We start from the raw sequence: 14551 nt of genomic DNA on the forward strand, positions 1-14551 counted from the left end.
ATAAATGGAAATAGTATAAGTTAATTTATTTTAATAAAAAAATCAAAAGAAAGGAAAGGTGTTTATTTAAATGTTAAAAAAATTATTTTCCAGTCTTAGGGAATACAAAAAAAGTGCATTAATTTCGCCTATATTCATTGGAATAGAAGTTATTTTTGAAATGCTTATTCCGACACTTATGGCGATGATTATAGATAATGGACTTAATGGAAATAATGGAAAAGGTGATATGAATTTTATTATCGTTATGGGCCTTATAACGCTGGGAGTGGCGATGCTGTCGCTGTTATCGGGAATACAAGCCAGTAAATATGCTTCTTATGCTTCGGCTGGATTTGCTAAAAATTTGAGAAAGGATTTGTTTTCCAAAATACAGTCATTTTCGTTTACAAATATTGATAAATTTTCTACAGCTGGACTTATTACAAGATTTACAACAGATGTTAATAATATCCAAAATTCATTTCAGCTGTTAATAAGGGGATTTGTAAGAGCTCCACTTATGATGTGTGTTGCAATATTTATGTCCTTTATGATAAATCCAGGACTGTCAATGATATTTGTTGTTGCAGTTTTATTTTTGGGAACTTTTCTAGCTTTTATCATTTTTAAAGTTCATCCAATATTTACTGCAGCAATTAGAAAATATGACGACATTAATGCCAGTTTGCAGGAAAATATTAACGGAATCCGTGTTGTAAAAGCATATATCCGTGAAAAATATGAAACAGGAAAATTTAAAAAGGCAACGGAAAATTTGAAAAATATGCTATTAAAGGGAGAAAATATTATAATTTTTGTATCTCCAGTAATGCAGCTGACTGTATTTTCATGTATTTTGCTGCTTTCCTGGTTTGGTGCAAAGATGATTGTCGTGCATGAATTGACAACTGGAGAATTGACAAGTTTATTTGCCTATACAACAAATATTCTTATGAGCCTTCTTATGCTTGCAATGATGCTTGTAAACATTGTATTTTCAAGAGCATCAGGAGATAGAATTGCAATGGTTTTAAATGAAGAGCCTAGCATTAAGAACCCTGAAAATGGAATAACTGAAGTAAAAGATGGTTCAATTTTATTTAAAAATGTTGACTTTAGTTACAGCAATAATCCTGAAGTGCTAAATTTGACAAAAATCAATCTGGAAATAAAATCTGGAGAAACTATTGGGATTATCGGTGGAACTGGAAGTGCAAAATCGGCTCTTGTTCAGTTAATTCCAAGACTGTATGATGTTTTAGATGGAGAACTTTTAGTTGGAGGAGTTAATGTTAAGGATTACGATATAAAGACACTTCGAGACAATGTAGCGATGGTTCTTCAAAAAAATGTGCTGTTTTCAGGAAGTATAAAGGACAATTTACGTTGGGGAAATGAGAATGCGACTGATGAGGAAATGGAACATGCCTGTAAATTGGCACAGGCTGATGAATTTATTCAAAAATTTCCTAAAAAGTACGATACTCGTATTGAACGTGGCGGAGCAAATGTGTCTGGAGGGCAAAGACAAAGGCTATGTATTGCAAGAGCTTTGCTAAAATCTCCAAAAATATTAATTTTAGATGATTCAACCAGTGCAGTTGACACAAAAACGGATAAACTAATAAGAGAAGCCTTTAAAAATGAATTGCCACATATTACAAAAATTATTATTGGTCAAAGAATTTCATCAATAAAGGATTCTGATAAAATATTAGTTTTGGAGGATGGAGTTATTACAGCTGCAGGAACACACGATGAGCTAATTAAAATGAGCAACGTATATCGTGAAGTTTACGAATCTCAGACAGAAAGGAGTGATGAATAATGGCTAAAGATAACAAAAAATCCCAAAAATCGGAATCTAAAAATCAGATAAAAGGGTTAATAAGACTACTGGGGTATATGTTTAAGCATTACAAGATTCGTACATTATTTGTCATTGCATTTATTTGCCTTGGTTCATTTGGAATGGTTATCGGAACGATGTATTCAAAGGAATTAATAGATGGAGTTATTATTCCAAACATTGGAAAAAATAATCCAGAGTTTTTAAAGAGCCTAATTTCAATAATTTTTAAGATGATAACTGTTTATGCCGGAGCAGTTGCATGTACATATATTTATGAAGTTTTTATGATTTACATTGCACAAGGAACATTAAAAAAATTAAGAGATGATGTATTTATACACATGGAATCACTTCCTATAAAATATTTTGACACGAATGCACACGGAGATATAATGAGCGTCTATTCAAGTGATATTGATGCATTGAGAAATATGATGGTAGAAAGCTTATCACAAGTGATTTCTTCAATCATTACAATTATAAGCGTGCTTATTTCAATGTTTATCCTAAATGTTCCATTGACATTCTTTGTAGTAGTAATGATTATAATTATGATTGTCACAACAAAGACTATTTCTGCAAAAAGTTCAAAGAACTATACTGCACAGCAAAGAAATATCGGTATTGTAAATGGATATGTAGAGGAAATGATAGAAGGTCTGAAAGTTGTAAAAGTATTTTCGTATGAGAAAAAGGCTGATGAACGTTTTAATAAGCTGAATACAGCATTATTTAACAGGGCAAACAATGCAATGAAATTTGCAAACATTCTAGGCCCTGCTGTCGGAAACCTTGGAAATATAAACTTTGTACTTACATCCGTTCTTGGTTCAATAATAGTGTTTAATAACATTGCAGGATTTACAATCGGTGGACTTGTATCATTCTTGCAGTTCATAAAAGTAATAAATCAGCCTGTTTCACAAATTGCACAGCAATTAACATCAGTAATATTGGCATCGGCTGGAGCCCAAAGGGTATTTAACCTGCTAGATCAGACACCTGAACAAGATAACGGCTATGTAACTCTTGTAAACGCAAATATTGATGAAAATGGAAACATTACAGAAACTGAAAAGCACACAGGTGCATGGGCTTGGAAATATCCACATTCTGACGGAATTATTTCCTATGAAAGACTAATGGGAGATGTTGTTTTTGAAGATGTAACATTTGGCTACAATGATGAAAAGACAATACTTCACAATATCAATCTTTATGCTAAGCCAGGAGAAAAAATCGCCTTCGTTGGTGCAACAGGAGCTGGAAAAACTACAATTACAAACTTGATTAACAGATTTTATGATATTAATTCTGGAAAAATCCGATATGATGGCATTAACATTGAAAAAATAAAAAAACATGATTTAAGAGAATCGCTTGGAATTGTATTGCAGGACACACACTTATTTTCTGGAACAGTTGCCGACAACATTAGATATGGAAAACTTGATGCAACAGATGAAGAAGTGTATGCTGCTGCAAAACTTGCCAACGCTGACCATTTTATAAAACATTTACCACAAGGCTACGACACTTATTTAAGCGGTGACGGTTCCAGCCTTTCACAAGGGCAACGGCAATTATTGTCAATAGCAAGAGCAGCAATCGCTGATCCCCCAGTCTTAATCCTGGATGAAGCAACTTCAAGCATTGATACAAGAACAGAAAAAATCGTGCAGGAAGGAATGGACAAGTTAATGGTGGGAAGAACAGTATTTGTAATCGCCCACAGACTTTCAACTATCAAAAATTCCGATGTAATAATGGTACTTGATCAAGGAAAAATTATCGAACGTGGAAATCACAATGAACTGATTGCACAAAAAGGAACTTATTATCAGCTTTATACGGGTGGATTTGAAAATCAGTAAACTAAAATATTTGTGTAAAAAATAAAGAGTGGATTAAGTGCCACTCTTTTTAATTTATTGTAAAAAATTAATTTTAATAATGTCCTCTACAAGAAATTATCCATAAAACCCCATTTTCATCAATGGCATAGACAAATTTTTAAATTTATTCATCGTCGACCTCGATTAAATCATGAACTTGTCCTTTTCCACTTTTCATCTGAGAAAACCCTCTATCTATTTTTGCAAGATATTCAGCATTTTGGACTGCTTTCAAAAATTGATTATATTTTTCAAGATTTATTAAAACTACATTTTCTTCATTTTTTCTTGTTACAATTACATCTTCATTTTCTTTCACTGCTTTATCACAATAATTTTTTAAATTATTTCTCATAGTTGAAAAACTTACAGCTAACATACTTATCACTCCTTTATAGTTTTTGTACAATTTATTATAGTTCTTTTTGTACAAAATGTCAATTAAAAAATAAAAACAAAAAATTGACAATTATGGTAAAATATAATAAAATATTGTTGTAAAATATTTAAAAGAGGAGGGATCACAGATGTATGCAATTGCATTTGATTTAAAAATTGATGATTTGAAAAAAAATTATGGTGATCCATATAATAGGGCTTACGATGAAATTCGACAGGAATTGGAGATACTAGGTTTTGAATGGACACAGGGCAGTTTATATGTGAATAGTACTGAAAAAAACACTTTAGCTGAAGTTTATAAAGCCATAACAAAACTAAAATCTATCGAATGGTTTAAAAATTCTGTAAGGGATATTAGAGCTTTTAAAGTTGAAGATTGGAGTGATTTTACAGCTATCGTGAAAGAATAATTATTTTATAGCGGTTGTTTCAGAAATGGAACAGCCTTTATTTTAAGAAAGGATATTTTTACAATCGAAAATTTATGAAGAATATGATTATAACAGTAATAAAAATTTCTATTATCTTATTTGTTTTTTTATTTTGCTTTGTGCAATATTTTATAATAAAAGAATATATAACTGATAGAAAAGCCGTAAATGAGAATAAAAAAGTAGATTATGTAATAATACTGGGAGCAAGAGTAAAAGGAGAAAAGCCGACTAAATCACTTATGGAAAGGATAAAGGCTGCAACGGAGTATTTAAGGAAAAATCCAGAGGTCAAGGTTATTGCAACTGGCGGACAAGGTAAAAATGAAGGTGTTGCTGAAGGATTGGCGATAAAAAGGGACCTTTTGAAAAATAGAATTAGTGAGGATAGAATTATTTTGGAGGACAAATCTAAGAATACTGTTGAAAATTTTAGGTTTAGTCTTGAGAAGATAGAAAATATTGAAAATAGTAAAAATATTTTAAACAATAATAAAAAAAATCAAAAAATAAAAGTATTGATTGTAACGAATGATTATCATATTTTCCGTTCTAAAAATATTGCTAGAAAAGTTGGGTTTGACAATGAAAATTATGAAATTTACGGACTTCCAGCGAAAACGCCACTTATTTCCATACCAAAATCATATTTTAGGGAATTTTTGTCAAATGTAAATTATTTTATTTTTCAATCTAGGAATCAGTTAAAAGTTAAATAAATTTATAATTTAAGTGATACAAATATAATTTTTATTTTCAATTTTAAAGTGTACTAGAATCTGTTAAAAATTATATAAACTCTAGATTTGAATAAAATAGTCATGTCTTTAAGTTCAGTTTTAAAGTGGTTTTGCTATAATTTTATGAAAAATTAAAATATAATATAAAAAATAACTGAATTTTGGTAAAATATTTTTCACAAAGACTATGAAAAAATGTAAAATTATTATATAATATACATATTGCTGAGTAACTAGATTCGGATAGAATAGTTACTCATTTTAAAAATATAACAAAGAAGATAATAAACGAGTAAACGGAGGAAACAATATAAATGTTGGATCAAAAGAATAAAAGAAATTTTTCGATAATAGCACATATTGATCATGGAAAATCCACTATTGCGGACAGGCTTTTGGAGCAGACAGGAACTGTAACGCAAAGGGAAATGGTAGATCAGCTGTTGGATAGCATGGATTTAGAAAGGGAAAAAGGGATAACGATTAAAGCACAGGCAGTTACACTGAAGTATAAGGCTCGAAACGGGGAGACTTATGAGTTAAATTTAATTGATACGCCGGGACACGTCGATTTTATTTACGAAGTATCAAGATCGCTTGCAGCTTGTGACGGGGCCTTGCTTGTAGTTGACGCCGCACAGGGAATCGAAGCACAGACATTGGCAAATGTGTATTTGGCTTTGGAAAACGATTTGGAAATATTGCCTGTAATAAATAAAATTGACTTACCTTCAGCGGATCCTGATAAGGTTAAGCTCGAAATAGAGGAAGTTATTGGGCTTCCAGCAGATGATGCTGTTCTTGTTTCTGGAAAAACTGGATTTGGAATTGAAGATTTGCTGGAATCAATTATTAAGCATATTCCTGCACCTAAAGGAGAAATTAACAATCCTTTGAAAGCGTTAATTTTTGACTCACATTATGATGATTTTAGAGGAGTTATAACGTACATTAGAATAATTGAAGGGAAAATTGCAAAAGGAGACAGAATTAAGATTATGTCTACTGAAAAGGAATTTGATGTACTGGAAGTTGGAATTTTCTCGCCTAAAATGAAGGAAGTAGATGAATTAACAGTTGGATCAGTTGGATATATTATTACTGGTATTAAATCAATTAAAGATACTCAAGTTGGAGATACTATTACACACGTACAAAATCCAACAAGTACAGCACTTGAAGGGTATCGACCTGCACTAAGTATGGTTTTTGCTGGAATTTATCCAGTTTCAACAGATGACTATGAAGATTTAAGAGAAGCATTGGAAAAATTGCAGTTGAATGATGCTTCATTATCTTATGCCCCAGAAACATCACTTGCGTTGGGATTTGGATTTAGATGTGGGTTTTTAGGACTTTTACATATGGAAATAGTTGTAGAAAGATTGCGTCGTGAATTTAACATTGACTTGATTTCAACAGCACCATCTGTTAAATATCACGTAACGCCTGAACAAGGGGAAATGGTAGTAATTGATAACCCCGCAGAATTTCCAGAAGGGAAAAAATATATTGAAGAGCCTTATGTAAAGGGTACAATCATTGTTCCAAAAGATTATGTTGGAAATGTGATGGAACTTTGTCAGGAAAAAAGAGGAACATTTATTAATATGAATTATCTTGATGAAACGAGAACTATGATCAGTTATGACTTGCCACTTGCAGAAATTGTAATTGATTTTTATGATAAATTAAAATCACGTACAAAAGGGTATGCTTCATTTGAATATGAAATGATTGGATACAAAGAATCAGACTTGGTAAAAGTAGATATTTTGGTAAGCGGAAATCCAGTAGATGCCTTTTCATTCATTGCTCATAAAGATAATGCCTATTACAGAGGACGTGCAATCGTTGAAAAATTAAAAGATGTTATTCCAAGACAGCAGTTTGAAATACCATTACAGGCTGCATTGGGTACAAAAATAATTGCAAGGGAAACAATTAAGGCACTTAGAAAGAATGTACTTGCAAAATGTTATGGTGGAGATATTACACGTAAGAAAAAATTATTAGAAAAACAAAAAGAAGGTAAAAAACGTATGAAGGCAATCGGAAATGTAGAAATTCCACAAGAGGCGTTTTTATCAGTATTAAAATTAAATGACTAATTTATCTTATATAAATATGAATATAAAAATTAGACTTGTTCGATAACTATACAAACTTAAAATTTGTAAAATAAAAATATTTTGGAAGCAATGGGGGTATTGATTCCTTGTATATAGATAAAAAGTTTTATATTATCGAACATATCTATTGATTAAATAATCCAAAAGTTTATTCGATGTAAAATTATAAAAAAGGTAGAAAAAACAAAAAGGAAAGAGAAAATAGTGAATAAGGAAATAAAATTAAATAAGAATATTATATTTTTTGATGTGGAAACAAACGGATTTCAGGGAAGTTCTGTTTTGTCGATGTCTGCGATAAAGGTTAATTATAATTCTGAAAATTCTGGAGAAGAGAGAAACAAATGGAAAAAAGTTTCTGAATTTAACAGATTTTATTTTAGAAATGAAGGCGAAGAGTTAAATGAAGGTGCAATTAATGTAAATGGATTGACAGATGATGTAATTTTAAGTGAAAGGAAAAATATTATTCAAAATACAGGAATTGAATATCCTTTGACTTTTAAGGAAGATATGGATAATTTCTTTTTATTTTGTCAAGATACAAGCCATTTTGTCGCTCATAACATAAAATTTGACAGAAGTTTTGTAGATTTTCCATTGCAAAATCAATTTGATACAATGCTAACAAATATAGATATTGTAAAGGTAACAGGTTCTTCCTGTGGAAACTACAAATGGCCAAAATTAATGGAATGTGCCAATTATTATAATGTTCCATTTGAAGAAAGTCAATTACACGGAAGTTATTATGATGTTTTAATAATGTTTAGAATATTTTTTAAAATGATGAAGCATAAAACTGGAAATAAGAGAATTTTAGAATTTTTAGAAAAGAATAATTTACAGGACTTAAATTCTTGTAAAAATTAATTAAAATAAAAGGGGTGAAAATGAGTATTTTAGCAAAAAAATCTGAGTCAAGTAATTTAATAAATACAGAAGAAAAAAATGATAATTTTTTAGAAATAACTGAATACAAGGAAAATTTAGAATTTGAAGTTCTGGAAACTTTTTCAGATAAAATTTCTGATTTTATTGGAAAAATGATTATCAAAAAGTTATTGAATTTACTGAAAAACAATTGTATTTGTTAAATCAGGCATTTACAGATGAATCAGAAAAAATAAAGATTCAAAATACTGATTTTCACTTTGAGTTACCGTTAAAACGAAAAAATAAAGATATAATTGGCAATATAAATGAATTAATTATAAACGAAAAGGCTAAATTTCGTAATTTTTTTATTTATTTAAAACAGGAATTGCTAAACTGTAAAAAATTCTATTTTATTGTAAGTTTTATAAGATATTCAGGGATTCAGTTGTTAATAAGCACTTTGGATGAACTTGAAAAACAAGGGATTCAAGGAGAAATTATAACATCTGTTTATCTAAATATTACGGATTCAAAGGCATTGCGAAAACTTTTGTCGTATGAGAACATAAAAGTTAAGGTTTATAATAATTCTAGCGAGAGTTTTCACACAAAAGCATATTTATTTGAAAAAGAAAAATATCATAGTGTTGTAATCGGCTCGTCTAATATTAGTCAAAGTGCCTTGTATTCGGCAGAAGAATGGAATGTGAAGCTCACAGATAGCAGTTTTTTTAATATTTATGGAAAATCGCTGAATCAATTTGAGAAGTTGTGGCATAGTAATGAAGCAATAGAATTGACACAAGATTTTATTGATGAATATGAAAAATATAAAAAATCTATAAATGCACAAAATACTTTTGATTATAGGAAAACCAAAATTGAACAAGAAAATAAATTTGTACCAAATAGCATGCAAAAAAGAGTTTTGCAAAAACTAAAAGAAACTAGAATAAACGGCAATAAAAAGGGCCTTGTAATTTCTGCAACTGGTACAGGAAAAACCTATCTTGCCGCAATGGATATAAAACAGTTTTTTGAAATTAAGTCTAATGCTAAAAATAAATTATTTGAAATAAATGATAAAAAATCAAAAACTTCAAACATAAAATTTTTATTCATTGCTCATCGTGAAGAGTTGCTAGAAAATGCAATAAATGTTTTTTCAAAAATCCTTAAAATTGACAAAAATGAATTTGGAAGAATTTATGGCGGCTTAAAGGAAATTGATAAAAATATAATTTTTGCTTCGATTCAGTCTTTAAGAAATTGTTATAATGAATTTAAGCCTAGTTTTTTTGATTACGTTATAGTTGATGAATTTCATCATTCAATGTCAGACAGTTATTTAAAAACATTATCATATTTTAATTCAAAATTTCTATTAGGATTAACAGCGACTCCAAAACGTATGGATGGCAAAGATATTCTTTCACTTTGTGATTATAATGTTGTGGATGAAATTGGAATAAAAGAGGCTTTGGAAGAGGACTTGATTGTGCCTTTTCATTATTTTGGAGTAAATGATTATATGATTAATTATGATAATATTCCTTACAAAAATGGGAAATACAATGAAAAGATATTACTAGAAAATTTATTGTTGAACACACGTACCGATTATATTGTTGAAAAAATCAATAAATTTGGCTTTGATGGTGATGAACTAAGTGCTGTTGCATTTTGTCAGAATATTGAACATGCTTTTTTTATGAAAGAAGAATTTTCAAAAAAAGGTTATAAATCAGCTGTGATTACAGCAAATACAAGTTCAAACGAAAGATCAGAAATTTTAGAAAAATTTAAAAACAAAAAAATTGAAATTTTATGCGTAGTAGATATTTTAAACGAAGGAATTGATATTCCAACAATTAATTTACTGCTATTTTTACGTCCCACAATGTCGTCAACAATTTTTATACAGCAAATTGGGAGAGGATTAAGAAAGGCTAAAAATAAGGATTTTGTAACAATTATTGATTTTATTGGAAATCACAAGAAAGATTATTTGCTGATAAATTATTTTTCAAATGAAGTTGATAACAAAGATACGCTGTTTACTAAAAAAGAAAAAATTATTAATGAAGTTAAAAATCAATTTTCAAATATTCCAAAATCTTGTTATGTGGAGCTAGATAGAATTTGCCAAAATCGTATTATTGAAAAAATAGAAAAGATCAATTTTAGTTCAAAAAATATTTTAAAGGAAATGTATTTAGATTATAAAGCTGAAATTGGAAAATCTGAAGATGAGTTTTTGCAAGTAAGAGATTTTGATACAAATATCGAGTTATTTCAGGAATTATGCCTAAAAATGCATTCATTTTATAACGCTCAATTACAATTTGAAGATTCTAAAATTTTTAAAAAGGAAAATGAGAAAAATCCATTAAATAAAACTGAAATTGAATTTTTAGAATATTTAGAAAAGAAATTAACACTTGTTGAGCCGTTTACCTTTTTGATTATTGATTATTTGGTAACTGGAAAAGAGTATATTAATAACAATGATTTATTAAACAAATATAAGGAATTTTTTGATATCAAAGGAAATTTTGAAAAATATTACCTTTTGAATAGGATATTTGAGGAATTGATGGAAGACGAGATTTTAGAAAAAACTCTTTATGGCTATAAATTTTCTAAAAAATATAAAATTATTTTCAAATGAAAAATTAAATAAAAAAAATACTATGAAATCTAACCAAAAAGTAAATAAATCAAATTTTATAAATCGATTGAAACAATTAATTTATCTAGGTTTGAATGAATTTAAAAGAAATGATTTAGATGAATTTAACGAAAATATTCTCATTTCGTATAAAGAATATAAGCGGGTGGAATTACAAATATTACTTGATTCTAAGGTACCAAAAGGCAGCTGGAGAGCTGGTTATGCGAATACTGAGAAAGATATTTGCTTGTTTGCGACAATTGATAAAACGCACATTTTTCAAGAGAATTTAAAGTATGACAATTCATTATTTGCAGATGATATTATTCAGTGGATAAGTCAACCAAAAACTTCTCATAATTCAAGTGTTGGACAAATGTTTATTCATCATAAAGAAAAAGGCTTCAAAGTTCATATTTTTATACGAAAATATGCTTTTATGAATGGAAATAAGACAAACCCTTTTATCTATCTAGGAAATGCAAAGTATTACAGCAGTCAAGGCGATAAACCAATGAAAATATTATGGAAATTGGATAAAAAAATTCCTCAAAAGTTAATTTATGAATTGTATAAATTTTAAGTAGTTTAAGTAGTGGTAGTGGAATAAGTCTTAAAAATCATGGAAAAATCTATCTAAAGAATGAATAATAATGTGAATGATAGTAGTAATTTATGAAATGTGTTTGGCAAAAGTATGCGATAGAGAATAGATTTTTATATTATATTTTATTATTTATATTTATCACACATTACATATTACTCCATCTTAATTAATGTATGTTGTTATATAAAAATTTTATAAATGGAGAACTACAATTTAACTTTTGAAAAAATTTTTTCAAAAGTTATTTCTTTGTTATAGTTATAATAATCTAATTTTTCTAACCATAATTCTAATTCTTTCTTTCTTTTTTTAAAAAAATTTCCAAATCCTTTTTATTTCCCAACATAATTCCTTCAAAATGCTCGGGCAAATTACATAGTTCATAATAACCGCACAAAAAATCATATTTTGAATTATTCACTAATGAAAGAGACCAATTAAATGGCATTTTGGATTTTTCTACTTCAATAAAAGTTTCTGAAATCCATTTTATTTTTTTTTCTTCTTCTATTAAATAATGTGATTCCTTATTATTTTTAAAATAACATATTCCCATTACTAAATAATCTATATTTTTATATCTTATTTTCATATAAACTCCTTATTTATCTTTCAAACTTATATAGCATATTATCGAAAATATTGCTATAATTTAAAACCTCATCATAATATTCTAAATTTTTTTGCCAATTTTTCTTCATTTCATCAGATTGTAGTTTTTTGTATTCTAAAGCTTCTTCTCCTTCCCAATGATATGCAGCATAAATAAGATTTTTTGTCAATTTTTGTGGACCTATAATTATCTTACACCATTCTTTATTTATTATTTTCCAATGCCAATCAAAAGGTATCCTTCCATCTACAATTTCTAACTCTGTATCAAGAACTTCAAAATTACTATATAATAAAAACAATTTTTTTCGATTATCTAAAATAACAATTCCAAAAACTTCATGAATCGTTCCATTTTCTTTTAATTTTACTTTCATTAGATATTTTCACATCCTATCTTTTTATTATAATTCAAGTTAAGTATATCACACAAAATCAAAAAAATCGAGATTAAATTTTTCTATTATATAGAGATAAAAATATGATATAATTATTTAAGATCAAAAATTAAGGAGACTAAAAAATGCCAGTTTATTATAATGCTGATAAAAAAACATGGTATGCGATGTTTTATGCTAAAGATTACAAAGGTGTAAATAAAAAGTACAAAAAGACTGGGTTTAAGAAGAAAAAGGAAGCTCAGGAATATGAATATGAATTTAAGAAAAAAATTGCTAAATCTGTAAATATGTCATTTCAATCGTTGTATGAACTTTATTTTGAGGATTATAGCAAAAGACATAAACCTACAGCTATCAATACTGTGGAAAATTTTTTTAGGTTACATATATTGCCTTTTTTTGGCGATGTTGAGATTAGCAAGATTAATTCCTATATGATTCGAGAATGGCAAAATGAAATGCTGGAAAAGAAAAATGAAAATGGAAAGCCATTTAGCGAAAATTCTAAAGCTAATATTTATGCAGCTTTAAAAAGTTTGTTTAATTGGGCTGCAAAATATCAAGGATTGAATGAAAATCCTTGTAAAAATTTAGGGGCATTTGGAAGTAAAAAAAATCGATCTGAAATGAAAATCTGGTCAGTAGATGATTTTAATAAATTTATAAATTTTCTTGAATCAAAAAATAAAGAAAAAAATGGTAAATATTCAGATGCGATTACTATATTTAAAGTCTTATTTTGGACTGGATTACGAATTGGAGAAGTTTTGGCTCTTACATTTGATGACATTAATTTGGAAGAAAAATTTATAGATGTAAATAAAACTATTTCTCGAATAAATAAAAAAGAATATGTAACCACTCCAAAAACTTTGGGATCAATAAGAAAAGTTCTTCTTCCTGAAAATCTTATTTCAGATTTAAAATCATATTTTTCTAAATTTGAGTTAGAATTAACAAAAAAAAATTTAAAATCTCAAAGAATCTTTAATTTAAAAAAATCTCAATTACGATATATTTTGGAAAAGTATAGTATTCAAGCTGATGTTGAAAAAATAAGACTTCATGATTTTAGACATTCCCACGCTTCATATTTGTTATTTATCCAAGCCGACATTACAGCAATCAGCAAACGCCTAGGGCATGACAACCTGCAAACTACTATAAATACTTATTCTCATTTATATAAAGATGCCAATAAACAACTTATGAAAAAGTTAAATAATAATAGTTGAATTATTAACATTTAAGTGTTATACTATAAATATAAAGGTAAATATTGAAGTTTAGGTAGAAAAAATATTGAAAAAAACTAAAAAAATAGAACTTTTATAGAACTTTTGAATTTTAAAAACAGTAAAGTAAACCTTATTTTATAGTATATATGGCAAAAAATTCTATTTAAGGTTCACATAAATCAAAAAAGTTTTAAAAATCATAAAATACAAAATTAAAAACTGTTTCATCAAAATAAAGCGATTTGAAGCAATAAAAAATCATCGACGATAAAAAGTATGGCTTAGTCAATTTTAAGCTCTTATACGGCTTTTTACGCGGTGATTTTTTTAAAGATTTTTATTTTTTATATCTATAGTGTATATTTTTTTCTTTTAAAAAATTTGAATCTTTTGCCATAAAGGCTGTCAGAACAAATCTGAGATTTTTTACATTTTTGTGCTGTGAAATTACTACAAAATAATTTAGTTTTCCAATTTTCTTTTGGTAAAAATGCTCTTTACGAGATTTTGACTGTTTTGTTACAAAATCTGGATTTTCTAATACTTCCTTTATTATTTCAAGTGTAATTTCAGGATGTTTTGGAAAAATATGTTCTTCAAACTGATTTTTACTCATTACTACTTTTTGATGTAACTTAGCTTTAAATTCGTAAACTTCTAATCGCTTTCCTGTCTTTGTATATCTAATTTTTTCTTTTATCATAAC

At 28.0% G+C, this 14551-nt stretch carries 14 protein-coding genes; 10 read left to right on the forward strand and 4 right to left on the reverse strand.

Going from position 1 to position 14551, the window contains the following annotated elements:
- Nucleotides 1-70 precede the first annotated feature (70 nt).
- Together FVE73_RS05110 and FVE73_RS05115 are read left to right on the forward strand one after the other, a co-directional pair.
- The gene (locus FVE73_RS05110) at nt 71-1810 is read left to right on the forward strand and encodes an ABC transporter ATP-binding protein (protein WP_018497977.1); all 1740 of its coding nucleotides are present in this window, start codon (nt 71-73) and stop codon (nt 1808-1810) included.
- Nucleotides 1810-3708: an ABC transporter ATP-binding protein gene (locus FVE73_RS05115; protein WP_018497978.1), complete on the forward strand. Its 1899-nt coding sequence runs from the start codon at nt 1810-1812 to the stop codon at nt 3706-3708. The genes FVE73_RS05110 and FVE73_RS05115 overlap by 1 nt, the downstream gene beginning before the upstream one ends.
- Before the next feature lie 145 nt (nt 3709-3853).
- Here FVE73_RS05115 and FVE73_RS05120 read toward each other — a convergent pair whose 3' ends face one another.
- Entirely contained in the window at nt 3854-4108 is a 255-nt protein-coding gene (locus FVE73_RS05120) for a type II toxin-antitoxin system Phd/YefM family antitoxin (RefSeq protein ID WP_018497979.1), read from the reverse strand.
- A 148-nt stretch (nt 4109-4256) separates the two neighbouring features.
- Here FVE73_RS05120 and vapD point away from each other — a divergent pair, with 148 nt between their 5' ends.
- The 7 genes from vapD (at nt 4257) to FVE73_RS10875 (ending at nt 11570) form a co-directional block, all read left to right on the forward strand.
- Nucleotides 4257-4541: an endoribonuclease VapD gene (gene vapD / locus FVE73_RS05125; protein ID WP_018497980.1), complete on the forward strand. Its 285-nt coding sequence runs from the start codon at nt 4257-4259 to the stop codon at nt 4539-4541.
- Nucleotides 4542-4615: 74 nt separating this feature from the next.
- Complete coding sequence (locus tag FVE73_RS05130; protein WP_026238992.1) at nt 4616-5281, forward strand: YdcF family protein; 666 nt, start codon at nt 4616-4618, stop codon at nt 5279-5281.
- A gap of 335 nt (nt 5282-5616) precedes the next feature.
- Nucleotides 5617-7413, forward strand: coding sequence for a translation elongation factor 4 (gene lepA / locus FVE73_RS05135; protein WP_018497982.1), 1797 nt, complete (start codon nt 5617-5619; stop codon nt 7411-7413).
- Nucleotides 7414-7638: 225 nt separating this feature from the next.
- Nucleotides 7639-8307 (forward strand): 3'-5' exonuclease, encoded by a 669-nt coding sequence (locus tag FVE73_RS05140; protein ID WP_175284482.1) that lies wholly within the window; start codon nt 7639-7641, stop codon nt 8305-8307.
- Between the two features lie 20 nt (nt 8308-8327).
- Entirely contained in the window at nt 8328-8531 is a 204-nt protein-coding gene (locus FVE73_RS10870; RefSeq protein ID WP_232058536.1) for a hypothetical protein, read from the forward strand.
- Nucleotides 8519-10984: a DEAD/DEAH box helicase family protein gene (locus FVE73_RS05145; protein WP_232058537.1), complete on the forward strand. Its 2466-nt coding sequence runs from the start codon at nt 8519-8521 to the stop codon at nt 10982-10984. Before FVE73_RS10870 ends, FVE73_RS05145 begins: the two co-directional genes overlap by 13 nt.
- Nucleotides 10941-11570 carry a DUF3427 domain-containing protein gene (locus FVE73_RS10875; RefSeq protein WP_232058538.1) on the forward strand — a complete coding sequence of 210 codons (630 nt, stop codon included), beginning with the start codon at nt 10941-10943 and terminating at the stop codon, nt 11568-11570. Before FVE73_RS05145 ends, FVE73_RS10875 begins: the two co-directional genes overlap by 44 nt.
- A 313-nt stretch (nt 11571-11883) precedes the next feature.
- On the opposite strand, the gene FVE73_RS05150 is transcribed toward FVE73_RS10875, so the two are convergent.
- Both FVE73_RS05150 and FVE73_RS05155 read right to left on the reverse strand, forming a co-directional pair.
- Nucleotides 11884-12186, reverse strand: coding sequence for a hypothetical protein (locus tag FVE73_RS05150; RefSeq protein WP_018497985.1), 303 nt, complete (start codon nt 12184-12186; stop codon nt 11884-11886).
- 13 nt (nt 12187-12199) lie between these two features.
- Nucleotides 12200-12583 carry a hypothetical protein gene (locus FVE73_RS05155; RefSeq protein WP_018497986.1) on the reverse strand — a complete coding sequence of 128 codons (384 nt, stop codon included), beginning with the start codon at nt 12581-12583 and terminating at the stop codon, nt 12200-12202.
- Nucleotides 12584-12729: 146 nt separating this feature from the next.
- On the opposite strand from FVE73_RS05155, the gene FVE73_RS05160 reads away from it, so the two are divergent.
- On the forward strand, nt 12730-13842 hold the full coding sequence (locus FVE73_RS05160) for a tyrosine-type recombinase/integrase (RefSeq protein WP_018497987.1): 1113 nt from the start codon (nt 12730-12732) through the stop codon (nt 13840-13842).
- 340 nt (nt 13843-14182) lie between these two features.
- Here the strand turns inward: FVE73_RS05160 and FVE73_RS05165 are convergent, their stop codons facing one another.
- Nucleotides 14183-14548, reverse strand: a complete 366-nt coding sequence (locus FVE73_RS05165; RefSeq protein ID WP_018497988.1) for a PBECR3 domain-containing polyvalent protein — start codon at nt 14546-14548, stop codon at nt 14183-14185.
- Between the last annotated feature and the right edge of the window lie 3 nt (nt 14549-14551).

It is taken from the genome of Leptotrichia wadei (assembly GCF_007990545.2).
Classification (GTDB): domain Bacteria; phylum Fusobacteriota; class Fusobacteriia; order Fusobacteriales; family Leptotrichiaceae; genus Leptotrichia; species Leptotrichia wadei.